Origin of the sequence: Bradyrhizobium valentinum (assembly GCF_001440405.1) — a bacterium.
Taxonomy (GTDB): Bacteria; Pseudomonadota; Alphaproteobacteria; order Rhizobiales; family Xanthobacteraceae; genus Bradyrhizobium; species Bradyrhizobium valentinum.
The window spans coordinates 4063-30925 of the sequence record NZ_LLXX01000048.1 but is presented as its reverse complement, the minus strand read 5'-3'; the positions used below and the strand labels follow the sequence as shown (position 1 = coordinate 30925).

The following is a 26863-nucleotide window of genomic DNA, read 5'->3' as shown; positions in this document are numbered from 1 at the left end:
TGATCACTTCTTCCCGAACGCACCGAGCAGTCCGCCCAGCACCTTCGATGCGATCCCGCCCAGCGCGCCGAAGCCGCCGGTGGCGCCGATCACGCCGGTGATGATCGGAATCAATGTCGCCAGTGTCGAGCCTGAGACCGGCGCAGTTGTGGCGGGCGCCTGACCGGCGATCGCTCCCAGATTGAAAGGCAAACTGAGAACGCCCATCGACTGCAGCAGCGTAACGATGCCGAGCGCGCCGGTAGAGAGCTGCACGCTCGGCCGCGACATGGCTGGCGCAAGCGGCTCGGCGGGGGCATCCGGCTTCTCGGTGCCCGGGAACGGCTTGCCGGTCAGCCGCTCATAGAGCATCGGCAGCAACACCATGATGGGATCGACCGGCGCCGCGGCGGCGCCCGGCTGCAGCGGCAGTATCGGTTGCGAGACGACCGGTGCCGGGACGGTGTTGACCGGCTGCGCGAGCACCGGCGCGTTGGCGATCGGCGTGACCGCCGACGTCGTCAGTGGCTTGCCCGTCGCAAGCACCGTCAGAAGCTGCGTGATGTCGAGTTGTTTGCCGGTAAGCGCCGACTGCAGAATCAGCGGCAGCAGCAGTTCGAGGCCTTGGCCCGGCTTGGCAGGATCGGCGGCCATCGGTTTCTCCTTCGATAGCAACATGAGAATGAGCGGGAGCAGTTGCTGCATGTCGAGCGCGGGCGGGCCAGCGACCGTCCCCGTCTCCGCGACCGCGACGCCAGGCTTGACCACCTCGGCCCCGAGCGACACGCCGAGCGCCGCCGCCGTCTCCGGCCCGACCGCGCCATCGACCACCATGCCCTCGGCTTCCTGGAAACGCAGCACGGCCGCTTGCGTATTCAACCCAAACTCACCGTCGATCAAACCGGGATCGAAGCCCTTGGCGGCCAGCGCCGCCTGGATGCGCGCAACGACGGCCATGTCCATGTTCGGCGCATCGACGTCATAGATGATGGCGGGCGAGACCACCTTGATCGGGGCCGCTGCGTCATAGGAAATGCCGGGAATGAGAATGCCGGTGTGCCATCCGCGGCCATGCACCGTATCGGCCACCACGCCGTAGCGCCGCCCCTTGGCCTCGATCGTGCCGCCCGCGCCGTCGCATACCGCAATGTGGCCCATCTTGCCCGGGCCCGGCGGATAGCGAAGCACGATGCCACCGGCAGTCGCCGTCGCCTCCTCCACCGAAACGCGCTTGCCGAGCCGCTCGAGGTCGGCCTTCCAGGCGCCGGTATAGGCATCGGCCTTGGCCGGCGGCGCGGTGTTGTCAACGCAGCCGTAAAGCATGCCGGCTTCCTGATAGACCAGCCATGAGACGAACTCGGCGCAGTCCCACGGGCCGTGCCAGTGCGGGTCGTCCTTCGGTATCTGCGTGTTGACGTATTGCTCGCCGATATGCGCGCGGGCGCGCTGCACCAGACCCGCACCCGAGGGCGCACCGCTCGCGGGTGGCTGGGCAACGGCTACAGCAGGCAGACCGTCGAAGAAAGCGTCGGCGCTGCCGGCCTTGTACATTCGGTGGGCCTGACGCCACTGCTCCTCGGTGAGGTTATTGCCCTTGCCCGATTCGCGGCCCGCAATGGCCTTCAGCAAGGCAATCGCCTGCACGGGATCGTCGACTATTTCCTTTGTCAGTATGGTGTTCGGATCATAGCCGGGCACGCCAAAGCCGTGCGCGCCGGTCCACTTTGTTCCGGCCTCGCCGATCCGCATGCCGACATAGCTGCGCGACAACAGATCGAAGTTCGAGGCTGCGCCGTTCACCGGCGAGGGAAAGCGCGCGATCTTGTGGCCGCCACCGATGATGCCATAGCCGATCTGGCCGAAACGCGCGGCGCGTGCGCTGGGATATTGTGCACCGGGATTGTTATAGCGGAACGATGCGACCTCGCTGCCTGCGACGTCGTCGCGGTTATCGGCGGTTGAGGGGTCGGTAGACCTTCCGATTTGACCCATAGCGCGTTCCCCCGTTGGTGTGCCTGTTGCCAGTTTCCTCTTCGCCGATCGCTGCGTCCTCGGCCTCGGTTTGCTGCTCATACGCCGGCCCATTTGTCCGGCGGAGCCGGACGCCTGTCGATGCAGTTCGCGACCTGCCTTTTCATGCACGAAAGCCCGATCGTCGCGGCCAGTGACCACCGGCCGATGACGCTGTCCTCAGTATCGATGTCCGTTTGCGCAGCCGAAGGATCATTACTCACGGCGAGCAGTGAGAGCTTACACCGTCCAGTAGTATTCATATGTGACGTAGCTAACAGTTGTGATGCTGGATCGGCGGATTAGTTCCGCCATGGCCTCACCTGCAATTGAGCGCATCGGCACCGCGTTCCGGAGTTGTTGTATTGACCGGGCACACCTTTTGTCACGACCATCGACGATCCAGCTACTTCGGCTCAGGAGCTCTCATGTCTTCATTCGATCCGCCGCGTCTGAACCGGAGAGCTTTCGTTGCCGCGGCTGCCGGCGCGGCAGTCGGTTGCGCGCCGGCGCTGGCCCAGCATGCGGGGCATGGTACGCCGGCAGGCACAGCCCTGCCTGAAGCGGCGCCCTCCGCCGACCCGTACGCCAGACTCCAGGGAGGCACGCCGCATCACCTCACAACCGAGCAGATTGCTCAGCGAAAAGTGGAAAGCCCTGCGCCGAAGGGCCCGGAGGGACGCTGGAGTCCCAAGGCGGCGTTGCCGCTGCCGCGAAGTGAAATGGCCTGGGCCACGGCCTGGGCCGGGCGCATGCATATTGTCGGCGGCTATGGCGAGGGACGCGTCGACCGCGCCTATCACCATGTTTACGATCCCAGGGACGACCGCTGGTTCAACGCCGCACCGTTGCCGCGCGGCGCCAACCACGTCGCCGTCGTGGCGGATGCCGGTCGGGTCTATGCGCTTGGCGGCTTCATCGAGCAGAATCGCAATCCGGATCCGAATGCGTTTTTCTACGACGTGGCTGCGGACAAGTGGATGACCATCGCACCACTCTCACGTCCGCGCGGTGCTGCCGCAGCCGTCGCGCTTGACGGAAAGATACATCTGATCGGCGGCGCCGGCGCCCCCACCCACGAGCGCGCCAGCGTCGGCTGGCACGAGGTCTATGATCCGCAAACCGACAGGTGGGAAATCCGAAAGGCGCTACCGGCCGCGCGCGACCATGTCGGAGCTGTCGCCTACAACGGCATGATCCATATCATCGGCGGCCGCTTCAACACGTTTGAATACAACACCGATCTTCACCACGTTTACCTGCCCGTATCGGACACATGGAAGGAGCGCGCGCCGCTGCCTACGGCGCGTTCCGGCCATGGCCTCGTCGTCTACCGCGACCGCCTCTTCGCGATGGGCGGCGAATACGGCGTGCAGGACAGAGGTCAGATAACGCAAGGCGTCGTTTTCGGTCAGATGGAGAGTTACGACCCCAAGGCGAACACCTGGCAGTCTCATGCGCCGATGACGACGCCGAGGCACGCGGTTGGCGCCACCACCATTGGCGATGCCATCTACGTTGCGGGCGGAGGAGCCGTGACCGGCGGGGCGGTCCAGTCGTCCGTGCACGAAGCGTTTACGCTGGCCGTTTGACTACGTGCGACGGCGGATTACGCCTTCGGCGCGCCAATCCGCCCTACGCGCCCCGGCTCAGCCTTTAAGCGCAACGGCTCCCTCTCCGCTGATCGCGCGGTCCAGGGCGTCGATCAGCATCTGAATCTCGATGAACTTGTTGCGGGCACGCTCGGCCTTCTCGCGGTCGAAAGGCGCGGCCAGCACCTTCGCATGCGCGTCCCTGTCCTCGATCATCCGCGCACGGGCTTTATTCAGCGTTTCAAGTCGCTCGCTCATTATGGGCTTCTTTCATCAGAGGGATTGGCGCCACGCTGTCAGCGCGAATCTCAGGGTATACCGATCCAGCCACTGATGCCATCGATCAATGGCGCGCCGTCATCAATCGAACAAGAAGCACCTACGGGTCTGAAACCTTGTGGCACGGCTGGCGGTAACGCGTCGATCAAGCGATGCGAGGCGCCGAATCTCGCGCGTCGGAAAAGCCGGACCAGGCAAGCGGCAATGCGAGGCCGCAGAGAAGTGCCATCGCAAGAAACGCCCCTCCTCCATAGCTCGCATAGAAGAATCCCGAAAACAGCGTCAATGCGGCAGTCACAACGCCGGAACCAAACGCGTAAAGAGCTTGGGCGGTCGCGGCCAAATGGGTGGGAACGAGACTTCCCATCATGCGCATGCAAGCGAGATGAAGCAGAGCGAACGTCAATCCGTGCAAGGGCTGCAAAATCGCAAGCACCATCACAGAGCTCGTCATTGCCGCAATCGACCAACGCATGATTCCGGCCGCGGCCGCCAAGGCAGCCGCGCCCCGCGCACCGAATCGGTTGAGCAATGCCGGACCGATCAGAAAGAACACCATGACTTCTGCAGCGACGGCTTCCGACCACAGGACGCTTATGACGGAGGTATCTATCCCGGCATTGCTCCAGCGGATGACGGCGAATGCATCGTGCATGGCGTGGCTGCCATAGACCAAAGCCGAGACGAGAATCAGGATTCGAAACCGCGCCATGCCAAGAAGTCGGTGAACCTCGCTCGCAACCATTGATGCGCCGCTGTGCGGCGCCGATTGAGATGCAACCCTGGGCACCAACGCGGTTGCTCCGGCGGCGACGACAAGCAGAGCAGCATTCAGCCAGATCACGCGCGTGAGGTCAGTGGGGCTTATGATCTGCCCGATGACCAGCGTGCCGCAAACGAAAGCCGCCGACGCCGAACCGCGAATCCAGCCGTATTCAAACGGCCTCCCCGCTATCTGCGGCCTGGCTGCGTTGACCGACAACGCGTCGGCGATCGATGTCGTCGGCGCCAGTGCTGACGCTTGAACCAACGCCACCAGAAGCAACAGCCAGAAGCCATCGGCCCACAGCAATGCAACGGCTGTTGCGGCCGCCAAGCCAGCGCAGGATGCGAGCACAAGGCGCAACGATTGCACGACGTCGGCGAACATCCCGACAAGGGGACCGGCGACAAGCCGCATCAACAACGCAGCCGCCAGGATGATGCCGATCTGCTCTGGCGTCAGCGCTCTGGTTTCGAAATATTTCGGCCAGAACGGCGAGGCCACGCCAAACGCACCATATAGCGCGGCGTAAAGAGCGATGTAGGCAATCGGCCCACGAGAGCCTCTTCCGTTCCGATTACATCGGAACGGGTCTCTCGATTCTTGGTTTGACGCGTTTTCTTTACGCGAACCGGCTTCCACTTCGCTTGAAAACGCTCTCACGCGGATCTCCAAAAGTTCCCTTCGGTAGAATTACGGGTGCGAATACCATCTCGCTGCCGCAGTTAATCCGCGAAATGTCCACATCCGACTTCTATCCGGCCGGCCATCACCCACCACGAATGGAAAGTTGATGCGATATCTTTTCGCCGTTGTGATTGCTGTGTTGGTAGTCGCCGCGGATTTTGAAAGTTCCAATAACAAGTCAGTATGGACGGAACCATCTTTCGTCGCCGAAGCGCAATCGGAACCTGCCGCACCATCGAACTCCCAAGCCGGAACTGCGACTGCGTCGGCTGAATCTTCGCAAGGAGAGGAGGCAACAAATGTCGCCGCGCCATCTGAAACGATGACGGCGACTGATGCCGCGGCTCATGCCGCTGCGTCGAGTAATGAGGAACCCGCACCATCGAATGTGATCTGTGAAGCGGTCAAGGCTGCCGCCGAGGAACACGATCTCCCGATCGGATTTTTCGTGCGCCTGCTGTGGCAGGAAAGCAGGTTTCGTTCCGGGGAAGTCAGTCATGCAGGCGCGCAGGGCATTGCGCAATTCATGCCGCGGACGGCCGTCGAAATGGGTTTGAAAAACCCGTTCGATCCGTTGCAGGCGATCCCTGCGTCGGCAAAGTTTCTTCGCAAGCTCCATGATCAGTTCGGAAATCTGGGGCTTGCCGCGGCAGCGTATAATGCGGGCGGCGGCAGGATCGAGAAGTGGCTGTCGCGCCGCAGCTCGCTGCCGAAGGAAACGCGCGCTTACGTCAAGATCATCACCGGCCAAAAGGCCGAAGCCTGGACTGACGAAGATGGCACCGTCCACATGCCGACCGATCTGCCGCAGAAGGCGCCCTGCGAGGGCGTCGGCGGCCTGTCACGAAAAGACCAGATCGCGGCGGTGAATGTCGACCTGACGCCTTCCGCCAGCGCGCTTGTGCGCAAGGCGGAAACCGTTGTTGTCGAGAGCAAGAAGTATGTTGCCGAGAGCAAGAAGTACGCGGCCGTGAGGAAACTGCGCGTCGCAAGTTCGGCGGCTCGACATGCCCGTACTGCGTCCCGCAAGACCCATGCCCGCATGGCGCTGCTGGCAGGCAAGGCATCGGCGCGCAAAGCGGGGAAACAATCCGTCGTGCGTCTCGCGTCAGCTTCGAACCGGGCGAAGTCATCGCGGGCAGCGCGGGAACTGTAATTGTTGCCGCCAAATGAAAGAGGCCCGCGCGGCTCGCGGGCCTCTTTGCTGTCAGCTCGTTATCTCAGTACCAGCCGCGATAGCCGCCGGTGCCGAAGCTGAAGCTAATACCGGGTCCACCACCATAGTAGCGAGGTCCTCCGTAGTAACCGTACCGACGCGGCGCATAGTAACCGTAGCTACGATAGTACGGCCTGTAGTGGTGGTGGCCCCAATGGCGATAGTAGCGGCGGTGCGCGCTGAAGTCGGTCGAGGACTGCGTCACATCCGTCGACGGTTTCGCCTTCACCGCATTGTCGGCGGCGTAAGCGGCGGAACCTCCGATCAGCGTGGCAGCACCAACGGCGAACATGATAGCTAGCTTCTTCATCGTCGAACTCCAGTGAACGTGTCGGGGCTAACCGATCGGCGCGCGTGACGTTCCGGCGTGCGACATAAAGACCACGATTCGCTTCCTGAACTAATGTTCACATAGATTAATGCGAAGTTCCTGCGGCGAGAGCGATGCTAGTTCACCGCAGCGATCGTCATCGCGATCGTGTCCGCCGCCACGCTGCTGACCTGCAGCACGACCGAGCTTGCATCGAGATCGAGCCGCACACTCTTGCGCACGCCCGGGCAATCGCTGCGGCCGGTGCTGCCGACGGAGCGAGCGTAGCGACCGTTCTGGATGACGTCGATCCAGGCGTCGTCGGAGAGCGTGATCTGATAAATGCCGGGTTTTGGTAGCGCGGGAAGGCGCACCAAGCCGCCGTGCCACTGCTCCAATCGCGGCTTGCGCTCCGGCGGCATCGCGAAGGAAGCCTGCGGCCCCGGCTGCAGGCGGATCACCAGTGCGCCCGCCGGCAGCGCTGCCAACGTTTCGCCCGCCGAAATCGTCGTCTTGTCCGCCGCCGCGAACGCTGCGCGGTCGCGCGCGAGCGGCCAAGCGAATTTTTCGCAGCCGTCGTCGGCGGCCGCAGCCGGCCCGAAACTAGCGATGAGAACGATAGCGACCAAGCCTGAGCGAAGCATTGAACTCCCCTATTGCGGCAATGCGGGCGCGGCGAAACCGTGCTTCGCCAGCGTGCGCTGGCCTTCCACCGACAGGATGAACAGCGCAAATTTATGCGCCGGCGCTGAAGCGCCGTTCATGACGGTCAGGCCATAATCGGCGCCGACCGCAAGCACATCGGGCAGCGGCACGATCTGCTGCGCCGGATTCTCGCGCTGCGCGGCGAGCGCGTTGGTGCAATAGGTCAGGAAGATATCGGCAGCGCCTTGCGAGATCAGCTCGCCATAGATCGAGCGGCCCTGCGAGGCGGGCGGGCTGGTGGGCCCGCCGGTGAGCTGCAGCGCTTTCTTCTCGAGCACAGCATGGGTGCCTGCCTTGAGCTTCTCGGCTTTATGAAAAATATCCCAGGCGTAATCGCCCGAGGGATCGGCCTTTGGCGTCGAGGTACCGAGCTTGACCTGCGGGTCGAGCATGCGGTCCAGCAGCGAAGCCGGCGCGACGTCTAGGCCAGGCCGCGCGAGCGCGCACAGCCGGTTGCGCGCGAACAGCACCACGGCGCCGCTGCGCTTCTCCAGCGCGAGCGCCTGCGGGTGCTCCAGGTTGGCGGACGCGAACACTTCCGCCTTCGCGCCAGCGGCAATCTCGTCTTTCAGCAAGCCGGATGCGCCGAACTTCGCCTGCACCTTGCCACCGCCTGTGGCTTCGAAATCCTTTGCCACCTCGGTCAGCGCGGCACGCAGGCTGCCGGCGGCGTGGAGCAAGATTGTTTCCTCTGCCATGGCCGGCGTCGTTATGATCGCGAGAGCCGCAAGGGCAACCGAAAGCCACATAGCCATCACGCGCCGGAATCGCTGGCGTTGGGATAGAACAACTGCTCGCCGTTGATCTTGTAGTCGGCGATGGCCTTCTGGCCTTCCGACGACACCAGCCAGTCGATGAACTGCTGGCCAAGATCCTTCTTGACGCTCGGATGCTTCGCCGGGTTCACCAGCATGACGCCGTACTGATTGAACAGCCGCTTGTCGCCTTCGACGGCGATGCCGAGTTCGTTGCGGTTCTTGAACGACAGCCAGGTGCCGCGATCGGCGAGCACATAGGCGTTGGAGGCCGACGCCGTGTTCAGCGCCGCGCCCATGCCTTGCCCGATCTCCTTGTACCAGGGGCCTTTGTCCTTCGCGATGTCGATGCCGGCGACCTTCCAGAGGTTGAGCTCGGCCTGATGTGTGCCGGATTTGTCGCCGCGCGAGATGAAGTCGGCGCCCTTCGTCTTGATCGCACTCAGCGCTGCAACGATGTCCCTCGATCCCTTGATGCCGGCCGGATCGGCCTTCGGGCCGATCAGGATGAAGTCGTTGTACATCACGGGATAGCGCTTGACGCCAAAGCCTTCGGCCAGAAATTTTTCTTCCGCTGGCTTGGCGTGAACGAACACCACGTCGGCGTCGCCGCGGCGCGCGGTATCGAGCGCTTGTCCGGTGCCCTGCGCCACTACCTTGACGTCGATGCCGGTCTTGGCCTTGAACATCGGCAGTATATGGCCGAACAGGCCGGAATCCTGCGTCGAAGTGGTCGAGGCCACCACGATCGATTTGTCCTGGGCGAAGGCGTGGCCTGCAAATACGAGGCTGGCGGTCACCGCGATCAGCGAGCGGCGCGTAAGCATGTTCATTGTTTTTCTCCCATCAAACCAGTAATTCGCCCGCGAGGAATGTCTTGGCCTCGGCAGTTTGCGGCCTATCGAAGAACGACGCGGAGGCGCCGGTTTCCACGATGCGGCCGCGGTGAAGCATGACGATGTCGCCGGCGAGCCGTCGCGCCTCGCCGAGATCGTGGGTCGCCATCACGACCTTGATGTTGCGTTCGCTCACAGCGCGGATGATGTCCTCCACCGCCTTGGTGGCGACCGGATCGAGACTTGCGGTCGGCTCGTCCAGAAACAGCACGGCGGGATCGCGCGCGAGCGCCCGCGCCAGCGCGAGGCGCTGCTGCTCGCCGCCGGACAACCTTCGCGCGGCGCGATCGGCGAGATGAGCGAGGCCGACCAGTTCGAGCAGTTCGCTGGTGCGGCGCGCATGCTCCGCGCGCGCGATGCTGGCAGCGCGCAGCGCGAAGCGGATATTGGCGGCGGCGCTGCGCCGGAGCATCGCCGGGCGCTGAAATACGATCGCGCGCTTCAGCGGCGGGACGTTCTCTCGGCCACCCCAGGTGACGCGCCCGCGCGTAGGCGCGAGCAGCCCCATCGCCATGCGCAGCAGTGTGGATTTGCCCGAGCCGTTGGGGCCGATCAGCACGGTGGGCGAACCCGGCAGCAGCGTGAGCGAGATACCGTCGAGGATCGTGACGGGCCCGGCTGCAACCGTCACGCCATCGAACACAATCGGCAATTCTTCGGAGGGCGCGCGCATGGTCATCCCGCCAGTCGCTCGCCGGCCCGGCGCGCGGTCCAGGCAAGCGCGTTGACGGCGATCACGATCGCGATCAGCACGAGGCCGAGGCCGACCGCGAGCGGCAGGTCGCCCTTGGAAGTCTCCAGCGCAATCGCCGTCGTCATCGTGCGGGTAAATCCTTCGATATTGCCGCCGACGATGATGATGGCGCCGACTTCCGCCGCCGCCCGGCCAAAGCCGGCGAGCAGCGCCGTGACCAAGCTGAAGCGCGCATCCCAGATCAGCGCCGCGACCCGGCCCAGCGGGCCGAGATTCATCGCGGTCAGCTCGTCGCGGTATTCGATCCAGAGATCCTCGATGGTCTGCCGCGTCAATGCGGCGATGATCGGGGTGACCAGCACGGTCTGCGCGATGATCATGGCCGGCGGCGTGAACAACAGGCCGAACGCGCCGAGCGGCCCGGATCGCGACAGCGTCAGATAGACCGCAAGGCCGACCACGACCGGCGGCAGGCCCATCAGCGCGTTGAGCATGACGATGACGCCCTGGCGTCCCGGGAATTTCGTCAGCGCAATCCAGGCGCCCAGCGGAATGCCGATCAGCGCGGCCAGCACCACCGCGGAAAAACTCACATAAAGCGACAGCCGCACGATGGCGAACAGCGCGGGATCGCCAGAGAGCACGAGTTGAAGAGCTGTTACGTCCTGGAGCATGGAAATTCCATTTGGCAGACATCTTGCGCAGATGCCACTGATATGGTCAATTTTGGTAACAGCTGCATTCAAATGCATATTGGTGCCTATGCCAGAACTGCTCACCACCGACGAAGCTGCCGACTATCTCCGGCTCTCGGAGCGCAAGCTTTACGAGCTGGTGGCGGAACGCGCGGTGCCCTGCAGCAAGGTGACGGGGCGCTGGCTGTTTCCCCGCGCAGCGCTGGACCGCTGGGTCTCTGCCGGGCTGATCGCGCCCGCCGGGCTGGCGCAGGTGGCCGCGCCGCCGATTGTCGGCGGCAGCCACGATCAGCTCTTGGAATGGGCGCTGCGCGAAAGCAATTCCGGTCTCGCCAGCCTCCCCGAAGGCAGCGAGGAAGGCCTGCGGCGGCTGCCCCGGGGCGAGGTGATGATCGCGGCCATCCATCTGCATCGCCTCGACGGCGACGACGAAACCGCCAATCTCGATGCGGTCGCCGATGCGCCGGGGTTGCACGATGCCGTCGTGCTCGGCTTTGCGCGGCGCGAGCAGGGCATTCTGGTTGCATCAGGCAATCCGCTCGGCCTGAGCGACATGGCCTCGATCGCGACAACGCGCGCGCGGATGGCGCAGCGTCCACCCGGCGCCGGCGCGCAGTTGCTGCTGCTTGCGCTGTTGGCGCGCGCCGGCATCGCGCTCGACGATCTGAAACTGGCAAAGCCCGCGTTTCCGACCGGACCCGATATCGCCCAGGCCATCCGCGCGGGCCGCATCGATTGCGGCATCGCGACGCGAAGCGTGGCGAAATCAGCGGGCCTCGATTTCCTGCCGCTTGCCTGGGAGCGTTTTGACCTCGTGATGCGGCAGCGCGACTATTTCATGAAGGGGCCGCAGGCGCTGTTCCACTTCATGCGTCAGGCCGTGCTGCGCGACCGCGCCGCCGAGCTTGGCGGCTATGACGTCAGCGACGCCGGCGCGGTGCGGCTGGTGAATTAGCGCGCGGACTTATCAGCGCGCAGCCACATGCAGATTGACGCGAGCTTTTTCATGGAACAGAACAGCCTCTACGATCGCCCTGATCTATACGATTTGATGGCGCCAAGTGATCCGGCCATGGAGCGCTTCTACGTCGAGATAGCCGGCGAACGAGGTGGTCGCGTCCTCGATCTCGCGTGCGGAAGCGGTCGTCTCACCATTCCGCTGGCTCTATCAGGCTTGCAAGTGACCGGAGGCGATCGATCCGCCGAGATGCTCGAGCGTGCGCGACGTTCCGCCGAGGCACAGGCGGTCGAACTCGACCTGGTGCAGTTGGACATGCGCCATTTTGACTTAAATGGACGCACCTTCGAAACCATCATTGTTGCAATGAATTCGGTCCTGCACCTGTATAGCCTGGACGATTTCACAGGCTTTTTTCGGTCAGTCGCACGGCATCTATCACCGAAGGGCAGGCTTGTGTTCGATGCCTTCCTTCCGAATCCGGCGATACTGAGTAGCGACCCCGACAAGCGTCAACTCGTCGGATCGATCGTCCACGATCTTCAAGGTAAGATAATCGTCGAGGAAACCCTTAGATACGATCCCCTCACCCAAATCAGTCACGTGGATTGGTATTGGTCGACATCGACAAAAAAGGATTTCTGGAAGACTCATATGCAGATGCGAAACATCTTTCCGCAAGAGATGCCGTTGCTGATCGCATCAGGTGGCTTACGCCTCGTCGAGCGCTTCGGTGATTTTGACCGCAGCCCAATGGTGGCTGGAAGCGCGCGACAAGTATGCCTGTGTGAAGCAGACGGCCTGCGGACAAGGATTGGTTGAGACCTGAAGCAAATTTCCGCACCAGCCACGGACGTCGACTTAGCTTGGAGAAAGCAGTTCCCGATCCAGCAGCCCATATGCGCCGACAGTCGAAGTTTAACCGGGCTAAACAGGAAATCTCGGGGCCTGGCCCCGGATCGCCACCGCCACGCCACCAAATCGCCTAACGACTCAACGACGCCTATTGCAGCGGGCCGCGGGCACCAAGGGAGGAACTGATGGACACCCCAACGTCTGCAGCGCTCGACGAGAAAACGCCTCCGCCGGAGGCGACTTTGGCGACACAACCGAGCAAAGAGAGAGCGAATCCCTCTGGCCCGCTGGAGATCACCGCCGAACGATTCAACTCGTCCGTCGCCCGGTTGACCACAAATTCGATCGACGAACTTCACAAATTGGCTTTCGAACTCCAAAAAATGCAAGAGTTCCTAAAATCCGAGGTCGACAGCGTGCAGCGCCAAATCGAAAGCGCGGTCGCCGGAATTAATATCATCGTCGAAACTATTGGTCCGTGGAAAAGCATGGCGGGCTCACAAACAGTTCCATCAGGCACTCGCAACGTCCGCGCGGGAGGACCGGCGGCCAACATCGAGCAACGCATTCGCGGGTAGCAACGGAGAGGTGCCGCTCAGCGATATCTGCTGGCTGCGGTGGACTCTGGATGCGTCGCGTTTTCCAACGATACCATACTCAGTGCAGGCACTGATGGAGCCCCTCATCTGTCGCTTTGAATGCACGGATGTGCGCCCAGCATCTTGACACGGCTTCTTTACGCGAACCGGTATCTGCTTCACTTTAAACGCTACGCCTACCGCCGCCCCGGCAGCCACGCGACATATCCGGCCTCGCCGAGCCGTTTCATCACGTCCTCCAGATGCGCGCGGTCCCTCGTCTCGATCACGACTTCGAGCAGGGTGCCTTTGGCGGGCAGGTCGGAGAACGTGCGCTGGTGCGAGACCTCTATGATGTTGGCGCCGGCTTCGGCGAGTAGCGCCGAGACGGCGGCGAGCTGGCCGGGCCGGTCGACGATGTCGATGGCAATCTGCGTCAGCCGCCCCTCGCGCGCGAGCTCGCGGGTCAGCACGGAAGCGATCAGCCGCGTGTCGATGTTGCCGCCGGTCAGGACGAGGCCGACGTCGCGCCCGGCAAAACGCTCCGGTGCTGCCAGGATTGCGGCAAGGCCCGCGGCGCCGGCGCCTTCGACCACGGTCTTTTCGATCGCAATCAGCATCGCCACCGCACGCTCGATCTGGTCTTCGGTGACGAGCATGATGTCGTCGACGAGACCGCGAATGATTTCGGTGGTGATCCGGCCCGGCACCTTCACCGCGATGCCTTCGGCGAGCGTGTCGCCGCGCATCGGCAGGCTCTCGCCCTTGATGGCGTTGTACATCGAAGGATAGAGCTGCGCCTGCACGCCGACGATCTGCAACTCCGGCTTCAGCGATTTGGCCGCGACCGCCATGCCGGAAATCAACCCGCCGCCGCCGATCGGAACCACCAGCGTATCGAGCTGCGGCACGGCAGCGAGCATTTCGAGCGCGATGGTGCCCTGCCCCGCGATGATCAGGGGATCGTCGTAGGGGTGGATCATGGTGAGGTTCTCTGCCTTGCCATGCGCGCGCGCGAATTCGGCGGCCTCCTCCAGCGTCTTGCCTGATATGACGATCTCCGCGCCGTGCCGCCTGGTGTTCTCGATCTTCACCATCGGCGTGCCGATGGGCATCACGATGGTGGCGGGAATGCCGAGCCTATGTGCGTGATAGGCCACGCCCTGCGCGTGGTTGCCGGCCGACATCGCGATCACGCCGCGCCGCCGCTCCTCCGGCGACAGCGCCTGCAACCGGTTCAGCGCGCCGCGCTCCTTGAAGGTCGAAGTGAACTGCAGGTTCTCGAATTTGAGCCAGAGATGGCAGCCGCAGATCTCGCTCAGCGTTCGGCTTTGATCGCATTCGGTGACAATGACTGAGTCGCGAATCGCAGCAGCCGCGGCCATGACGTGGTCAGGCGTGACGGGAAGGCCGGATTCGGAAGCGGGCTGGTCCGGCGGGGCGTTCTTGGGGGCTTTCGGCATTTCGGAGGCCTCGTTGAGAGGCAATCGTATAAGCCTTTTCCATCTGATGCGCCTCCTCCGAATCTCGTAAAATCCCGCCCCATGAACATGGGTGTCGCAAAAGGCCGCCGCGGCGTTACACTTGCGAGGGTCGCAGGGACAGCGGCCGGAGTTTTCAGATGAATTCATTGAACGACGGGCTGAAGGCGGAGGCCATCACGGTCGTGCTGGTCGAGGACGACGCGCCGACGCTTTGGCGGCTGCAGGACGCGCTCGCCAAGGCCGGATATCAGGTCAGGGCTGCGGGCACGCTTGCGGAAGCCCGGGCCTGCCTGGCGGAAGGCGCGCCGCGGGTGCTCTTGACTGACCTTCAATTGCCTGACGGCCACGGCGTCGATCTGATCCGGGAAACACGGCAGCGCTTTCCCGACACCGAAATCATGGTGATTTCGATCCTCGGCGACGAGGAGAGCGTGATCTCGGCGATTACCGTCGGCGCCACAGGCTATCTGCTCAAGGACGCCTTCCCGACCGATATCGCCGCCACCGTACGCGACCTCGTCGCCGGGCACTCGCCGATCTCGGCTTCGATCGCGCGCTTCATCGTGCGGCGGACCCAGAACACGCCCGAGCCGCCGCCCGGGCCCGCGCTCAACACTGCCAAACTCACGCCGCGCGAGATCGACATCCTCTGGGGCATCGCCAAGGGTTTCAGCTACGCCGAGATCGCCAGCCATCTCGGCCTGTCGCGCCAGACCGTGCCCGGGCATATCAAGAACATCTATCGCAAGCTCGAGGTTCATACCCGGGGCGAGGCGGTGTTCGAGGCAGTGCAGCAAGGCTTGATCAAGCTGTGAACGGCCACGACGAGGACGCGACGGCGGAACAACTGCCCGGCCGCGAACGGCGGCGGCTGCAGACGTCCCGTCTCGTCCAATACCTTTTGCTGCAGGCGCTGATCGTGGTCGCATGCATCTTCGCGCTGCGGCAGTCGCTGCCGGAGCCTCCGGGCGAATATCAAGTCACGGCGTTCAGGCTCTCGGAAAGCGGCGCCGAACGCGCGGTGACGCTGCCGTATTTTTCACCCCTGCGCCACGCGATGAACGACCCGCCGCGCTTCGCCGGACAGTTCATCCGGCCGGCCGGTGAGGCCGCGCGTGCCTGGTCGGTGTCTGCCGCGGTTCACCAACGGCGTCGAGGTCACCGTCAACGGCGTCGTGATCCTCGACAGCCGGCGCGACCCCGCCGCCAACCGTCCCGACCGCAACACGGCGCAGATCGCGGTGATCCCCGCGTCGGTGCTGCACGACGGCGCCAACAACGTTTCGATCAAACTGTTCATCTGGGGCCCGATCACGGGATTTCTCGATCGCATCTGGGTCGGCCCGGACGAATTGTTGCGTCCGAGCTATAATCTGAGAACGCTGATCTTCGTCACCCTGCCGGTGGTGTTCTCGTCGTGGCAGGCGATCCTCGCGGTCATTCTGGGGATCATGTGGGTGATGCGGCGCCATGAGCCGGCCTATGGCGTTCTGGCCGCGGCAATGGCGGTGGGTGTCGGGCAGGCGTTCCTGCAAACGCCGATGGGCGAGACGCCGTTTTCCCGGCTCAACGTAATCCTGATTTCTTCGGCTCCGATTGAAAGCGGGCTGGTGCTGACGTTTGCGCTGTTGTTCTCGGGCTGGAAATGGCAGCGCTACGGCTGGATCATTTTCATTCCCGGCGTGCTGCTGGCGCTAGCCGGCCTGTTCGGAAGCCAGGCGATGGTGCGCGCGCTGTTCCTGTATCTCGCCGTGCCGATGGTTGGCCTCTCCCTTCTCATCATAGCCGTCGTCACCGCCCGCTCGATGCTGAAGCGGCGGAATGTCGCGAGCCTGCTGCTCGGCTGCGCGGTCACGATCATGCTGACCTGCTGGGTTGTCGACCTGCTCTCGGTATTTCAGATGATGCCCAATCGCATCTTCACCGCGCGGCTGTCCTATTCGGCGATGCTGGTCGCGATCGGCGCAGGCCTGACCTGGCGGTTCGCGCGGGCGCTGAACGAGGTCGACGGCTTTGCCAGCCGCCTGGTTACCCAGGTGCGCGAGGCGGAAGAGAAGCTGAAGGCCAGTTTCGCCCGCGAGGAGGAGCGCGCCCGTGCCGCGGCGCTGGCGCGGGAGCGCACGCGCCTGATGCGCGACCTGCACGACGGGCTCGGCGGCCAGCTCGTCAGCATCGTGGCCTTGAGCGAGCGTGGCAATGGTAGCGCGCCAATCGGCGATGCGGCGCGCGCGGCGCTGAAGGATCTGCGCCTCGTCATCGACTCCATGGACGACATCGGCGGCGATCTGATGCTGGCGCTGGGCTCGTGGCGCGAACGGGCCATGGCGCAGCTACGTCCGCACGACATCGCACTCGACTGGCGCGCGGTCACCCCGCAGGGCCTGCCGGTTCATCCCGAACTGCGGCCGTGGCACGTCATCCAGATCGTGCGGCTGTTGGATGAAGCCGTGACCAACGCGGTCAAGCATGCCAATGCGCGGCGTGTCACGGTGAGGATAGAGACGCTCGCGGGCGCCGATGGCCTCGACCGCGGCTGCATCACCGTCGAGGATGACGGCAAGGGTTTTGAGATCGCGCCTGACGGAGTGGCGGCAGGCGCGATAAAAGCGGCGCGCGGCTTGCGCAACATGCGAAGCCGCGCGGCGCGCTGTGGCGCGGAGCTGGAATTGAGCTCCTGCGCCCAAGGGACCGATCAAGGCACGCGCGTGAGACTGACATTGCCCCACCGCTTTCCCGACAGCGACGGCGCTGCCGGCTAAAAAAGTGATCCGTCACCCTGAGGTGGCCGTGCGAAGCTCGGCCCTCGAAGGGCGACGGCCACCAGCAGGGCCGCACATCCTTCGAGGCTCGCCCAGCGGTGCAAGTGCGCCGCAAGGCTCGCACCTTCGGAATAAGCGCAAGTGCGCTTATTCCTGAGATGACGGAGACAGCCCGAGTGCGAGTGTGTTGCTTCTTCCGATAATCATCATGCCTCAGCGACGGCCGACGCGGTTGACCGGGCCACCGCGGTTCATGGGCGTGCCGGCACGAACACCGACGCCTGGAGCGCCGACGCCGACACGGGCGACGCCGACGACCGGTGTAGCGACCACCGCTGCCGCAACCGGCGTCGGCCGCACCACGCAGCCCTTCGGTACGCCCACCGTTTTGCAATAGACCACTGCGGCCTGGGCCGAACCCGCGCCCAGCGCAAACGAAGCCACGGCCGAGAACGCCGCAACCGTCAGACCAGCGCTCAGCCAACCTGTCCTCTTCAACATGTGTCATCTCTCCCGAATTGGGCGTGCAGCTCTTTGCGATGTGCCGATCGGTCACCGCAGCCGACGCGAGATGTACATGCTCCTTGAGAGCCCGCGGCAACATCCCATGAAAATGGTGTGGGCGCGCGGGAGGGGTCTGGAGAGCGATTTCCGACGCCCATGAACATGGCATGGACCGAGGGCGCAGCCTCGACGAGCTTCCACGCGCTTTCAACCCTCCATTATCGTCGAAAGGTGATTCATGATGAAATCAATCCACGTCGCAGCCGCCGCGCTGATCCTGTCGCTCGCCGCCTCGCTCGTCCAGGCGCAATCCGGACCCACCCCGCAGGAGCAGATGGCCTGCCGTTCGGACGCCGGAAAATTTTGCGCCGAGCATGTCGGCAAGCCGCCGCAGATGAATGCCTGCCTGCGCGCGAACAAGGCGCAGTTATCGGAAGGCTGCCGCAAGGTGGTGGAATCGCGCGGCGGATAGCGCATCATCCGGGGAAAAGTCGCTACCGGCCTTCTCGCCGGAAAACGCTCATCCGGCGATCATGTCCAAACAAAAGGAGCGCGATGACATTCTCATCACGCTCCAACATTTGCGCTCGCCGCAAAAGCATCAATCATCCTGACCGAACAGCCTGATCCGGGGCATTTCGCTTCTCACCGGCTCGGCGAAGATGTCCCTTCGCCTGGGCTCGCCGAAGAATTCCCTCGGCTCGCCTTCTTCCCGAATTCTGATCCGCCGCGGCTCGGTCACTTCGCGGACTCTCTCCTCGATAACATCGACCTCCTGCTCACGGGGCTGCTTCCATCGGCGCTTGTCCGTCCATTGTTGTCGCCGTTCGGCGCGCCGCCTTTCGGCAGCCGCCCGCTTCATGTCGACATCGCTGGCCCTGGCGTAGCCTTCCCGAGGCGCGATGGTCTTTTCGTCGGCCTGTTCGGCGGGCTTTGAAGGTTGCGGCTGTGACTGCGCGGGTTGCACGGCCGCTACATTGTTGGCGGTCTTTTCTTCGCTACGCGGAGCATTGGCAGCGGGCGCTGCCGCCTCTGTTTGTGGCTGTGGCTGGGCTTGAGGCTGTGGCTGTGCTTGCTGCTGTTCCTGTGCGGGCGCGGAAGGCAAATTAGTCGCGGCCGGCGCAGTGACATACGGCACCGGCTCCGCCGGCGCCGTCGAGACGGGTATCGGCTCAGCCGACATTCTGCGTTCCAGCTTGGAAACCGTCTGCAAAGGTGGGCTGACGATATTTGCGGCCAGATATCCGCCGCCGAGACCGGCGGCGACCGCCACGACCACGGTTCCCACCCCTGCAAAATAAGCGGTCGACGTCCGCATAATTCGGCTCCCTCATCCACGCGGGCAACGCGTGGACTGGACCGATGTTCCTGCACGTCACTGCGTGGAAACTGGAACTGGCAGCACTGCCATCGCAGCGCTCGAGAGCTCAGATCATCGCCGCGACTTTTTCCAGGCCGATGATGCGCGCGAGCGTGCGGACTTCGCTCTTTTGGTCCTCACGCAACTGGAACAGCAGCGGCATCGCCGCTGATTTCAACTGCTGCACTTCCGCGGATTCGGGATCGATCGGCACGCCGGTCGCATTCGGGTTGGCTTGCCGGCCCGCGTGAATCTTGCGGGCGACGGCGCGCAGCGCGGTTTCCACCGGCGGCCAGTAGGACTCCTGCGACGCAGACAGTTTCAGGCGGTCCTTGATTCCTGCGATCTGGACGTCGCTGAGCAGCGCGTAGTTTTTCTGCGGCTGGGGCTTGGCGACCGCCTTGGGCTTCGCTTGCGGGGCGGCCTGTGCCGCGGCAGGCGGCGCAACCTCCTTCGGCAGCCCGATATCGACAGGGGCGGTCGAGGCATAGGCCTGGCGCAACGGCTCGCTTAGCGCAGCGGTGGTCTGCGGCGGTTCGTAGGCTGCAGCCGCGTAGCTCACGACGGCTAGCCGGTCCTTCTTGCTTTCCTTGTTCGACACCGGCGTCTGGACGGCAGCAGCAGGGGCCGAGGCCAGTTGGGGCTGCGCCGCAGGTACGCTGTCGCGGCCGAGAATCGCGGTGGCGGCGGCGCCGACCACGAGAAAGCAGATCAGTGCGACGATCGTCATCGTTTTGGTCAAAAAGGTCTCCATTCCCGCCGACGTTTAGCCCTTTTGCCGAAAACTGGATGACAAATGAGGCTATACGATGCCGATCGCAGCCGTAACGCGATCGAAAAGCTGGGGAAATCGTCCCGAAACAAATCGGAATCAGGCCGCCGCGGCCAATTCGTAGGCCTCCTGGATATCGGCCACGATATCGGACGCCTCCCACACGGCGTCGGGGGCGACCGCCTGCAGAGTGACGGTCCAGTTGCTCTTGCGGTTGCGGGGCATGCTGACGACGTCGAATTCGATACCGCGGCACAACGGATGCCGATCGAGCGCAAACATCACCCGCCGTCTGATCTCCTCGAGGGTCGCTGGGGTTTTGCCAAAATAGCGGTCCAGATCCATTTCATGCCCCTCGGTTTGCCGTCCGTCCGGCCGTGGCGGCGGACCATCCTCTGGGGTTATTGTTGGGGCTGATATGGTTAACGGCGCGTTAAGCCTCGGCAGGGCAAGCCCGGAACCAGGCAAACGGCGGAGCGGAACAGCGGGCCATGGGGGGATCGACACCAGCGACGACGACGGCCGGGCCGTCGGCCCGCGCCGCGCTGGCGGCGGCGACGCTGGTTTCGGCGGTCACGCTGTCGGTCGCGACCTTCGAACTGTCGATGGCGGACTGGCCTTCCGGCTTCGTCCTGCTCGCAATCGTTCCGCTGGTGGCACTGTTGTTCTGCGGCTGCGCCCTATGGTCGGCGACGCTGCTGCTTCGCATCCGGAACGGCGGCCTGAAATTCGCTCTTCCCTTCCTGGTCTGCGCCCTGGCGCTCGCCGTCCTCGTCTATGCCCCTCTGCACGAGATTGCCCTGCAGCAGAATTTCCACTGGCACCGGCAGAATCGCGAACGGATCGTGGCGCGGGTGGAGTCCGGCGAACTCAAGCCGAACGTCAGCCACAACGAAAACCTGATCGCGCTCGGCGACCGCGAGCCCAACGTTTCCGCAGGCGGCAACGACATCATCGTCGATCCGACCGACGAAGGCACCTATGTTCTGTTCTTGACCTCGCGCGGCCTGAAGCACTATTTCACCGGCTTCCTGCACGTGCCGCCGGGCGGCGATCCCAAAAAATTCTTCGAGTTCGAGGACAAGCCGCCGAGCCGGCTCGTCCGCTACGACAAGGATTGGTATTTCGTGGCGAACTAGGGCGCTGGCTTGACGCGCACCGTCCATTGCCGCCATCCGCCCGTGACGGTGCCAAGCGCGATGCCGCCGATGATCAATGTCATCGCCAGAAACAGCGACGGCTCGAGCGGCTCGTTCAACATCACGGTTGCGCTGATGATGCCGAGCAGCGGCGTCGCCAGCAGCCACAGCGAGGTGGTGACGGCGGGCAGGCTCCGGTTCACCATCGTCATCGCCCAGTTGGCGAACGCTGTGCAGACGATCCCGCTATAGAGCAGCAGGGCGGCGAGACGGTTGGTCCACACGATGCGCGGCGCGCCTTCCGTGATCCAGGCAATGGTCGAGAGCAGCGCGGCCGCCAGCAATACCTGCCAGAACACGAGCTGGAAGGGCGTCGAGATCCATTTGTGCGCCCGGACATAAACGATGTTGCCGGCCCAGCAGAATGCTGCGAGCAGAATCAGGCCGCTGCCGAACAGCGCGTTGCGGTCACCCCAGTTCAGCGTCTGTGGATTGAAGATGACCGCAAGGCCCGCCAAACCGCAGCCGATACCGACGGCGCGCTGCCGCGTGATGGGCTCCGACAGGAACATCGCGGCGCCGATCGCAACCCATAGCGGCGTGGTGTAGCCGAGCACGATCGCCCTGCCCGCCGGCACGAATTGCAGTCCGGCCGCGACCAGCGCCGAAAACGCCACCAGATGCAGGATCGAGGTGCAGAAGACGACCGGCAGATCGCCGCGCCTTGGAATGATGAATTGCCCCTGCGCCCACAACAGCGGCGCGAGCGTGGCGGCGGCGATCATGCAGCGCAGCGCCGTCGCCCATAGCGGGGGCATGTCGTGCACGATCATCTTCGTCACCGGCCAGTTCGTCCCCCACGCCAGCACGACCGTGGCGAGCAGCACCGCCGCGTTGCGGGTTGAAAGCCGATCCGCCATTGAACACATCCCGTCATGATCCCGATCCGCCTTGCCTAGCCTTTCAACTGGCTCTAACAAAAGAACCAGTCTTGGCAAAATGACAGAGCCAGTTATGGACGAGCTGCTGCCCGGGATGCTCCATCTGTCGCGTGACGGCGGCGAGACGCTGACGCGCCAGCTCACCGACCAGTTGCGAGGGCTGATCACGGGCGGACGCCTCGAACCCGGCCAGCGGTTGCCGTCGAGCCGGCATCTGGCGCAATCGCTCGACGTGTCGCGCAACACCGTGTCGTTTGCGATCGAGCAATTGGCCGCGGAAGGCTATCTGAGCCTGTCGGCCGGCCGTCGTCCGGCGGTGGCGAAAGGCCTGTCGCTGGACGGTGGCAAGCCGCCATTGCAGGGCAACCGCGCGGCGGCCGGCCGTTTGAAACTGTCATCCTGGGCGCGCGGCCTGCCACAAATGAACTGGCCGCCTGTCCATGCCGGGCGCCCGCGGCCGTTTCAGCCGGGGCTGGCGGATGAGCGGGAATTTCCGCATGACCTCTGGAGCCGCTGCCTGCGGCGCGCAGCGCGCAACGCATTGTCGCGGCGGGACAGATCCATCAACCATCCGTCGCTGCAGCAGGCGCTGTTGCAGCATCTGGCGGTTCATCGCGGGATCAAGGCCACGCCGGCCCAGATCCTGATCGTGCCGACCGCCCAGGCCGGCCTGACGCTGGTCGCGAGTGCGCTGCTCGAGCGGGGCGATCACGCCTGGATCGAAAGCCCCGGCTATGGCGGCGCCCATGTCGCGCTGCGGACCGCCGGCGCCATCGTCTCCGCCATTCCGCTCGACGCGCAAGGCATGACGGTCGGCTCCCGCAAGCACGCCCCTGGCCTGATCTTCGTTACCCCGTCGCACCAGTACCCGACGGGACGGCTGATGCCGATCGGCCGCCGCCTTGAGCTTCTCCGCTACGCCGACGCAGCAGGCGCCTGCATCATCGAGGACGACTATGACGGCGAATTCCACTACGAAGCGCGCCCTGTTGCCGCGCTGCAGGGGCTCGCGCCGTCGCCACGCATTTTCTATCTCGGCACCTTCTCGAAATCGACCTATGCGGACATCCGTATCGGCTATGTCGTCGTGCCCGAAGCACTCGTCGAGACCTTCGAACTGGCGCAGCGTCAGATCGGCATGTTGACGCAGGTCGCGATGCAGGAAGCGCTGGCCGAGTTCATCAGTTCAGGCGCCTATCTCAGCCACATCAGAAGAATGACGCGTCTCTATAAAGGCCGCCGCGACCGCATGCTGCGGGCGCTGGCCGCAGAGGCCGGCGACCGTCTCAGCGTCGAAGCCCCGGCCGGCGGAATGCAATTGCTGGCGCGATGCAGCGGGCCGGCGAACGACCGGCAACTGTCAGCGCGGCTGCTCGAAGCAGGCGTCGTCAGCCGCCCGCTGTCGAGCATGCTGTATCACAGGACGGGTGAGCACGGCCTGTTTCTCGGCTTCGCGGCATGGAATGAAAAGGAGATCGATCAGGCCGCGCACATCCTGGGACGCATCGTCCGCTAGGACGCGCGGTATCGCGGCGAACTAGCCGGCCGCCCGCTTCGGCTTTGCATTCGCGGCCACGTCCGCCGGCGCTGGAACCTGCATGAGAATGGTTTGAGCGGTAGGCGCTATTTCCACGCCGCACTCCTGGAATCGCCGCTTCATGCGGCGGTTGAATTCCCGCTGCACCGGCCAGCGGCCGGCATCCGTACAGCGAATCTGGCCGACGATCGAGGCCATCGAGCCGTCCACCTTGTCGACGCCCCACAGTTCGAGATCGCCGCGGATCAGATGCTGGAATTCCGCGTCGCGGCGCATCTCGGCGACGATGTCCTGAAGGATCTGACCGGCGCGATCAGTGTCCTCCTTGTAGGACACGTTGACGCTGACGGCCGCATTGCCGGCGCCACGGCTTGAATTGGTGATCGTCGTCACCGCGCTGAACGGCACGATGTGCACCGAGCCGTCGCCGGAGCGCAGACGAAGGGTGCGAATCGATACGTTTTCCACCGTCCCCGACAGGCCTGACAGCGTGACGTTGTCGCCGACCTGGACGGTATTTTCGAGCAGCAGAAACAGCCCGGTGATGAGGTCCTGCACCAGTTTCTGCGAGCCAAAGCCGATGGCGATGCCGACGATGCCGGCGCCGGCGAGCAACGGCGCGACGTTGACGCCGATTTCGCTCAGCGCGGTCAAGCCGACGACAGCGACGATCACGCACAGCAGCGCCGTTCGCAGCATCGGCTGAAAGGTACGCAGCCGCGCCGCGCGCACGTAGTGGCCGTCACGCGACAGCGCCGTGATCTTGCGATCCAGGAGAGCGTTACTGACTTCCCAGATCGCCGCCGCCGCCAGCGCGGCAATGCCGACAGTCACCACCGCCGACAGCAACCGGCTGCCGATCTGGCCGCCATAGAACCAGACGATGGCGTTGATTCCCCAGACCTCCAGCAGTGCAACGAAGCCGATGAAGGAAATCACGGTCGAGACGATGTTGCGGAGCAGCGGCAGATAGCGGTTGGCGCGGGTCTCCAGGCCCGGGAAGCGGCGCAACAGGTCCGGACTGATGCGAAAGCCGCGGTCGATCAGGCTTAACACCAGGATGGTGGCGAGGCGCACGATCAGCACGACCGCGACGGTGCCGACGAAATATTGCAGCAGCAGCGAGTAGCCGTTGCGGATGTTCAGCGCCCACACCGCCCACAATGCGAGGTCGAGTGCGATCGCAAGATAATGCCAGAGGCCGGCGACGCGATTGCGTATCCTGGCCGCGGCGCCGTCGCGGCCGGCCGGCGCGCGAATGGCGTCGGCGACCTGCCGGCGGCACTGCAGGATGACGACAACGACAAAGAGATGCACGACCAGCATCACTAGGCGAAGCACCGCAGCGTAGCCGGCGCGATGCAGGCCGAGAAGCAGCGCCACGTTGGCGAAGGCGATGCCCGACACGGCGACCGTTACAATGCGCCGTGCCCATATCTCGATATAGGCGGCGGTCTCCGCACGAACGCGAAACAGGCCGAAAGGGCCGGCCAGCGCCCGCACGACGCAGATCAGCGCGCGCGACAGCGCATAAGCATTGACGACCGCGAGGATCACAAGCCGGGTGGTTGAGAGATCGCCGATCCCGGTGCCGAGCAACATCGTGGCGATCCCGATGAAGACGAGCACCGGGAGCAATTCAAGCACGAGGCGTCCGAGGACGAAGGGCAGCCTGACCAGCGACTGCCAGGTGCGCGCCAGGCTGAGCCGCCGCCGATGCTGCGCGGGCGCCGCGGCAACATCCGCTACAGACGATGGCGGATCGGCGACGGCCAGCGTCTGCACCGGGGCCTGCGCCATCTGCGGAAGCCGCGCTTCCAGGAGGAATACCGGCCGTTTGATGAGGCGGAAGACCAGCCATTCGGCAGCGAAGGCGCAGATGAACACCAACGCCAGCTTCCACGCGATATCGAGCAACTGATGATAGGCGGACGGATCGTTGGTGGTCCGCACGAACCAGTAATAGAACGCCCGAAAATGCGTCAGTGTCCGCGCGATGTCGGCGACCTCGCGCGAGATCTCGCCGACCTGCTCGGACACCGTGAGCAGGAGCTGTGCGCCAAGGCTGTCCGCCGTGAGCGGTATCGCGGATTTCGGCTCACCCGCTCCGGCCTGCGGTTGCGGCGAGGCATTGGCGATCGCACGCAGGGTCTCGATGACCTGCGCGCGCTTCTTGTCGTCGGAGAGCGTATCGAGCGCCCGCTTCGCCTGATCTGATGTCAGGACCTCGGCGTTGCCGGCGGCAGGGGCAGCCGGTGCGGCGCCTTGCTGCGCGACAGCCGGGAACGCACACAGGACGAAGGCCAGCAGGATCGAGGGGAGGAACCTGTGCGACACGAGAGCCTCGTTGAATAAAGTGCGCCCGACGGCAAAACCGGGAGCGGCCTCGCCTTCGCGCATGCGTCATGTCGGATTGCCTGTTTTCGCCGTCATCTTGTGTCGGAAGTTTGCCACTGCAGCGGTATTCTCTTGGCATTTGCCGCAACACAGCGATACTGCACCGCTCAATCGCCGGGAACTTTCTCAAACCGGCGCAGGATGAAAGAAGCGTGGCGTGACGCCCTAGCCAGGCTGTACGCGCGTGGCGGCCGCACGATATTCCGCAAGCGTGCGCGCAACCAACTCGTCGACAGACATCACGTCCGTCACGCCCGAGACGGAATGGCCTGCGCTCCAGATATCCTTCCAGCGCTTGGGGCGGCTTTCGCGGACGCCGATGTCGATATCCTTGCCGATATCGATCGCGCCGCGCAGCGGCAAATTATCCGGATCGAGGCCCGCGGCCTCGATCGATGGCCGCAACATGTTGGTCTGCAAACCCGTGAATGCTGACGTCAGCAGCACGTCGTCGGCGGTGCTCGCAACCAGCAGTTCCTTGTATCTGATATCCGCCATGCTCTCGCGGGTGGCGATGAACTTGGTTCCCATATAGGCGAGATCGCAGCCGAGCGCCTCGGCCGCGCGCAAGGCGTAGCCGTCGGTGATGCCGCCCGCCAGCACCAGCGGCCCATCGAAGAAAGCGCGCACCGCGCGCACGAATACGAAGGGGTTGAGCCAACCGGTCTGGCCGCCTGCGCCGGCCGTCAGCAGCACCAGTCCGTCCGCGCCCGCGGCGCAGGCGCGCTCGGCATGGCGAAGCGAGGCGACATCGGCAAACACCAGCGCGCCGGCATCATGCAGCGGCCCGATCACCGGCGCGGGCGAACCGACCGAAGTGATCACCATCTCCGGCCGGTGCCGCAGCAGCACCTCAAGATCCTGCTCCAGCCGCGCATTGGAGCGATGCACGATCAGATTGGCGCAGACCGGCGCTGACTGTTTACCGCTGGCATCCGCATGAGCGTTCAACCTGATATCGATGTCCGTCAGCCATTGCTCGAGTTGTTCGGGGCTGC

The 26863-nt window shown here is 64.2% G+C and carries 27 protein-coding genes; 10 read left to right on the top strand and 17 right to left on the bottom strand.

Annotated features, from left to right (window positions below):
- Positions 1–3: 3 nt before the first annotated feature.
- Positions 4–1971, bottom strand: a complete 1968-nt coding sequence (locus CP49_RS45820) for a peptidoglycan-binding protein (RefSeq protein ID WP_057849851.1) — start codon at positions 1969–1971, stop codon at positions 4–6.
- A gap of 446 nt (positions 1972–2417) precedes the next feature.
- Between CP49_RS45820 and CP49_RS08640 the strand changes: the two genes are divergently transcribed.
- A complete protein-coding gene (locus tag CP49_RS08640; RefSeq protein WP_156438194.1) occupies positions 2418–3581 on the top strand; it encodes a Kelch repeat-containing protein in 1164 nt (387 codons plus the stop codon).
- A gap of 57 nt (positions 3582–3638) precedes the next feature.
- Here the strand turns inward: CP49_RS08640 and CP49_RS08635 are convergent, their stop codons facing one another.
- Positions 3639–3839: a hypothetical protein gene (locus tag CP49_RS08635; RefSeq protein WP_057849850.1), complete on the bottom strand. Its 201-nt coding sequence runs from the start codon at positions 3837–3839 to the stop codon at positions 3639–3641.
- Between the two features lie 166 nt (positions 3840–4005).
- On the bottom strand, positions 4006–5127 hold the full coding sequence (locus CP49_RS08630) for an MFS transporter (protein ID WP_245310607.1): 1122 nt from the start codon (positions 5125–5127) through the stop codon (positions 4006–4008).
- A 571-nt stretch (positions 5128–5698) separates the two neighbouring features.
- Between CP49_RS08630 and CP49_RS08625 the strand changes: the two genes are divergently transcribed.
- The gene (locus CP49_RS08625; RefSeq protein WP_245310606.1) at positions 5699–6466 is read left to right on the top strand and encodes a transglycosylase SLT domain-containing protein; all 768 of its coding nucleotides are present in this window, start codon (positions 5699–5701) and stop codon (positions 6464–6466) included.
- 64 nt (positions 6467–6530) lie between these two features.
- Here the strand turns inward: CP49_RS08625 and CP49_RS08620 are convergent, their stop codons facing one another.
- From CP49_RS08620 to CP49_RS08595, 6 genes are all read right to left on the bottom strand, one after another.
- Complete coding sequence (locus CP49_RS08620) at positions 6531–6836, bottom strand: hypothetical protein (RefSeq protein WP_057849848.1); 306 nt, start codon at positions 6834–6836, stop codon at positions 6531–6533.
- A gap of 137 nt (positions 6837–6973) precedes the next feature.
- Positions 6974–7480: a hypothetical protein gene (locus CP49_RS08615; protein WP_057849847.1), complete on the bottom strand. Its 507-nt coding sequence runs from the start codon at positions 7478–7480 to the stop codon at positions 6974–6976.
- 9 nt (positions 7481–7489) lie between these two features.
- Positions 7490–8290, bottom strand: coding sequence for a molybdate ABC transporter substrate-binding protein (locus CP49_RS08610; RefSeq protein WP_057849846.1), 801 nt, complete (start codon positions 8288–8290; stop codon positions 7490–7492).
- A gap of 5 nt (positions 8291–8295) precedes the next feature.
- Positions 8296–9123 (bottom strand): ABC transporter substrate-binding protein, encoded by an 828-nt coding sequence (locus CP49_RS08605; RefSeq protein WP_057849861.1) that lies wholly within the window; start codon positions 9121–9123, stop codon positions 8296–8298.
- A gap of 19 nt (positions 9124–9142) precedes the next feature.
- Positions 9143–9865: an energy-coupling factor ABC transporter ATP-binding protein gene (locus CP49_RS08600; protein WP_156438192.1), complete on the bottom strand. Its 723-nt coding sequence runs from the start codon at positions 9863–9865 to the stop codon at positions 9143–9145.
- Positions 9866–9867: 2 nt separating this feature from the next.
- Complete coding sequence (locus CP49_RS08595) at positions 9868–10560, bottom strand: ABC transporter permease (protein ID WP_057849844.1); 693 nt, start codon at positions 10558–10560, stop codon at positions 9868–9870.
- 88 nt (positions 10561–10648) lie between these two features.
- Between CP49_RS08595 and CP49_RS08590 the strand changes: the two genes are divergently transcribed.
- The 3 genes from CP49_RS08590 to CP49_RS08580 all read left to right on the top strand — a co-directional run bounded on the left by CP49_RS08590 (position 10649) and on the right by CP49_RS08580 (position 12972).
- The gene (locus CP49_RS08590; RefSeq protein ID WP_057849843.1) at positions 10649–11536 is read left to right on the top strand and encodes a helix-turn-helix transcriptional regulator; all 888 of its coding nucleotides are present in this window, start codon (positions 10649–10651) and stop codon (positions 11534–11536) included.
- Between the two features lie 51 nt (positions 11537–11587).
- Positions 11588–12361 carry a class I SAM-dependent methyltransferase gene (locus CP49_RS08585; protein ID WP_063791653.1) on the top strand — a complete coding sequence of 258 codons (774 nt, stop codon included), beginning with the start codon at positions 11588–11590 and terminating at the stop codon, positions 12359–12361.
- Between the two features lie 218 nt (positions 12362–12579).
- Positions 12580–12972, top strand: a complete 393-nt coding sequence (locus CP49_RS08580) for a hypothetical protein (RefSeq protein ID WP_057901067.1) — start codon at positions 12580–12582, stop codon at positions 12970–12972.
- Positions 12973–13169: 197 nt separating this feature from the next.
- Here CP49_RS08580 and CP49_RS08575 read toward each other — a convergent pair whose 3' ends face one another.
- Positions 13170–14435, bottom strand: a complete 1266-nt coding sequence (locus CP49_RS08575; RefSeq protein WP_057849860.1) for a threonine ammonia-lyase — start codon at positions 14433–14435, stop codon at positions 13170–13172.
- Positions 14436–14593: 158 nt separating this feature from the next.
- On the opposite strand from CP49_RS08575, the gene CP49_RS08570 reads away from it, so the two are divergent.
- Complete coding sequence (locus CP49_RS08570) at positions 14594–15271, top strand: response regulator (RefSeq protein ID WP_057849840.1); 678 nt, start codon at positions 14594–14596, stop codon at positions 15269–15271.
- A 300-nt stretch (positions 15272–15571) separates the two neighbouring features.
- Complete coding sequence (locus CP49_RS08565) at positions 15572–17215, top strand: sensor histidine kinase (protein ID WP_338060336.1); 1644 nt, start codon at positions 15572–15574, stop codon at positions 17213–17215.
- Between the two features lie 213 nt (positions 17216–17428).
- Here CP49_RS08565 and CP49_RS08560 read toward each other — a convergent pair whose 3' ends face one another.
- Positions 17429–17716 carry a hypothetical protein gene (locus CP49_RS08560; RefSeq protein ID WP_057849839.1) on the bottom strand — a complete coding sequence of 96 codons (288 nt, stop codon included), beginning with the start codon at positions 17714–17716 and terminating at the stop codon, positions 17429–17431.
- 244 nt (positions 17717–17960) lie between these two features.
- Here CP49_RS08560 and CP49_RS08555 point away from each other — a divergent pair, with 244 nt between their 5' ends.
- A complete protein-coding gene (locus tag CP49_RS08555) occupies positions 17961–18191 on the top strand; it encodes a cysteine rich repeat-containing protein (RefSeq protein ID WP_057849859.1) in 231 nt (76 codons plus the stop codon).
- A 129-nt stretch (positions 18192–18320) separates the two neighbouring features.
- Here CP49_RS08555 and CP49_RS08550 read toward each other — a convergent pair whose 3' ends face one another.
- The 3 genes from CP49_RS08550 to CP49_RS08540 all read right to left on the bottom strand — a co-directional run bounded on the left by CP49_RS08550 (position 18321) and on the right by CP49_RS08540 (position 20196).
- The gene (locus tag CP49_RS08550; protein WP_057849838.1) at positions 18321–19037 is read right to left on the bottom strand and encodes a hypothetical protein; all 717 of its coding nucleotides are present in this window, start codon (positions 19035–19037) and stop codon (positions 18321–18323) included.
- Between the two features lie 109 nt (positions 19038–19146).
- On the bottom strand, positions 19147–19821 hold the full coding sequence (locus tag CP49_RS08545) for a hypothetical protein (RefSeq protein WP_057849858.1): 675 nt from the start codon (positions 19819–19821) through the stop codon (positions 19147–19149).
- A gap of 129 nt (positions 19822–19950) precedes the next feature.
- Positions 19951–20196 (bottom strand): hypothetical protein, encoded by a 246-nt coding sequence (locus CP49_RS08540; protein WP_057849837.1) that lies wholly within the window; start codon positions 20194–20196, stop codon positions 19951–19953.
- A 146-nt stretch (positions 20197–20342) separates the two neighbouring features.
- On the opposite strand from CP49_RS08540, the gene CP49_RS08535 reads away from it, so the two are divergent.
- Positions 20343–20990 (top strand): hypothetical protein, encoded by a 648-nt coding sequence (locus CP49_RS08535; protein ID WP_057849836.1) that lies wholly within the window; start codon positions 20343–20345, stop codon positions 20988–20990.
- On the opposite strand, the gene CP49_RS08530 is transcribed toward CP49_RS08535, so the two are convergent.
- Complete coding sequence (locus CP49_RS08530) at positions 20987–21910, bottom strand: DMT family transporter (RefSeq protein WP_245310603.1); 924 nt, start codon at positions 21908–21910, stop codon at positions 20987–20989. The genes CP49_RS08535 and CP49_RS08530 overlap by 4 nt on opposite strands.
- A 79-nt stretch (positions 21911–21989) precedes the next feature.
- On the opposite strand from CP49_RS08530, the gene pdxR reads away from it, so the two are divergent.
- A complete protein-coding gene (gene pdxR, locus CP49_RS08525; protein WP_245310602.1) occupies positions 21990–23447 on the top strand; it encodes a MocR-like pyridoxine biosynthesis transcription factor PdxR in 1458 nt (485 codons plus the stop codon).
- 21 nt (positions 23448–23468) lie between these two features.
- Here the strand turns inward: pdxR and CP49_RS08520 are convergent, their stop codons facing one another.
- Both CP49_RS08520 and CP49_RS08515 read right to left on the bottom strand, forming a co-directional pair.
- Positions 23469–25805 (bottom strand): mechanosensitive ion channel domain-containing protein, encoded by a 2337-nt coding sequence (locus tag CP49_RS08520; protein WP_057849857.1) that lies wholly within the window; start codon positions 25803–25805, stop codon positions 23469–23471.
- A 225-nt stretch (positions 25806–26030) separates the two neighbouring features.
- A partial coding sequence (locus CP49_RS08515; RefSeq protein ID WP_245310601.1) for an NAD(P)H-dependent flavin oxidoreductase occupies positions 26031–26863 on the bottom strand: 833 nt, incomplete at its 5' end.

Bases quoted from the DNA above. Each gene is read 5' to 3' on its own strand.
- CP49_RS45820 (WP_057849851.1), bottom strand. From the start codon at position 1,971: ATGGGTCAAATCGGAAGGTCTACCGACCCCTCAACCGCCGATAACCGC.
- CP49_RS08640 (WP_156438194.1), top strand. From the start codon at position 2,418: ATGTCTTCATTCGATCCGCCGCGTCTGAACCGGAGAGCTTTCGTTGCC.
- CP49_RS08635 (WP_057849850.1), bottom strand. From the start codon at position 3,839: ATGAGCGAGCGACTTGAAACGCTGAATAAAGCCCGTGCGCGGATGATC.
- CP49_RS08620 (WP_057849848.1), bottom strand. From the start codon at position 6,836: ATGAAGAAGCTAGCTATCATGTTCGCCGTTGGTGCTGCCACGCTGATC.
- CP49_RS08615 (WP_057849847.1), bottom strand. From the start codon at position 7,480: ATGCTTCGCTCAGGCTTGGTCGCTATCGTTCTCATCGCTAGTTTCGGG.
- CP49_RS08610 (WP_057849846.1), bottom strand. From the start codon at position 8,290: ATGTGGCTTTCGGTTGCCCTTGCGGCTCTCGCGATCATAACGACGCCG.
- CP49_RS08605 (WP_057849861.1), bottom strand. From the start codon at position 9,123: ATGCTTACGCGCCGCTCGCTGATCGCGGTGACCGCCAGCCTCGTATTT.
- CP49_RS08600 (WP_156438192.1), bottom strand. From the start codon at position 9,865: ATGCGCGCGCCCTCCGAAGAATTGCCGATTGTGTTCGATGGCGTGACG.
- CP49_RS08595 (WP_057849844.1), bottom strand. From the start codon at position 10,560: ATGCTCCAGGACGTAACAGCTCTTCAACTCGTGCTCTCTGGCGATCCC.
- CP49_RS08590 (WP_057849843.1), top strand. From the start codon at position 10,649: ATGCCAGAACTGCTCACCACCGACGAAGCTGCCGACTATCTCCGGCTC.
- CP49_RS08585 (WP_063791653.1), top strand. From the start codon at position 11,588: ATGGAACAGAACAGCCTCTACGATCGCCCTGATCTATACGATTTGATG.
- CP49_RS08580 (WP_057901067.1), top strand. From the start codon at position 12,580: ATGGACACCCCAACGTCTGCAGCGCTCGACGAGAAAACGCCTCCGCCG.
- CP49_RS08575 (WP_057849860.1), bottom strand. From the start codon at position 14,435: ATGCCGAAAGCCCCCAAGAACGCCCCGCCGGACCAGCCCGCTTCCGAA.
- CP49_RS08570 (WP_057849840.1), top strand. From the start codon at position 14,594: ATGAATTCATTGAACGACGGGCTGAAGGCGGAGGCCATCACGGTCGTG.
- CP49_RS08560 (WP_057849839.1), bottom strand. From the start codon at position 17,716: ATGTTGAAGAGGACAGGTTGGCTGAGCGCTGGTCTGACGGTTGCGGCG.
- CP49_RS08555 (WP_057849859.1), top strand. From the start codon at position 17,961: ATGAAATCAATCCACGTCGCAGCCGCCGCGCTGATCCTGTCGCTCGCC.
- CP49_RS08550 (WP_057849838.1), bottom strand. From the start codon at position 19,037: ATGCGGACGTCGACCGCTTATTTTGCAGGGGTGGGAACCGTGGTCGTG.
- CP49_RS08540 (WP_057849837.1), bottom strand. From the start codon at position 20,196: ATGGATCTGGACCGCTATTTTGGCAAAACCCCAGCGACCCTCGAGGAG.
- CP49_RS08535 (WP_057849836.1), top strand. From the start codon at position 20,343: ATGGGGGGATCGACACCAGCGACGACGACGGCCGGGCCGTCGGCCCGC.
- CP49_RS08530 (WP_245310603.1), bottom strand. From the start codon at position 21,910: ATGGCGGATCGGCTTTCAACCCGCAACGCGGCGGTGCTGCTCGCCACG.
- pdxR (WP_245310602.1), top strand. From the start codon at position 21,990: ATGACAGAGCCAGTTATGGACGAGCTGCTGCCCGGGATGCTCCATCTG.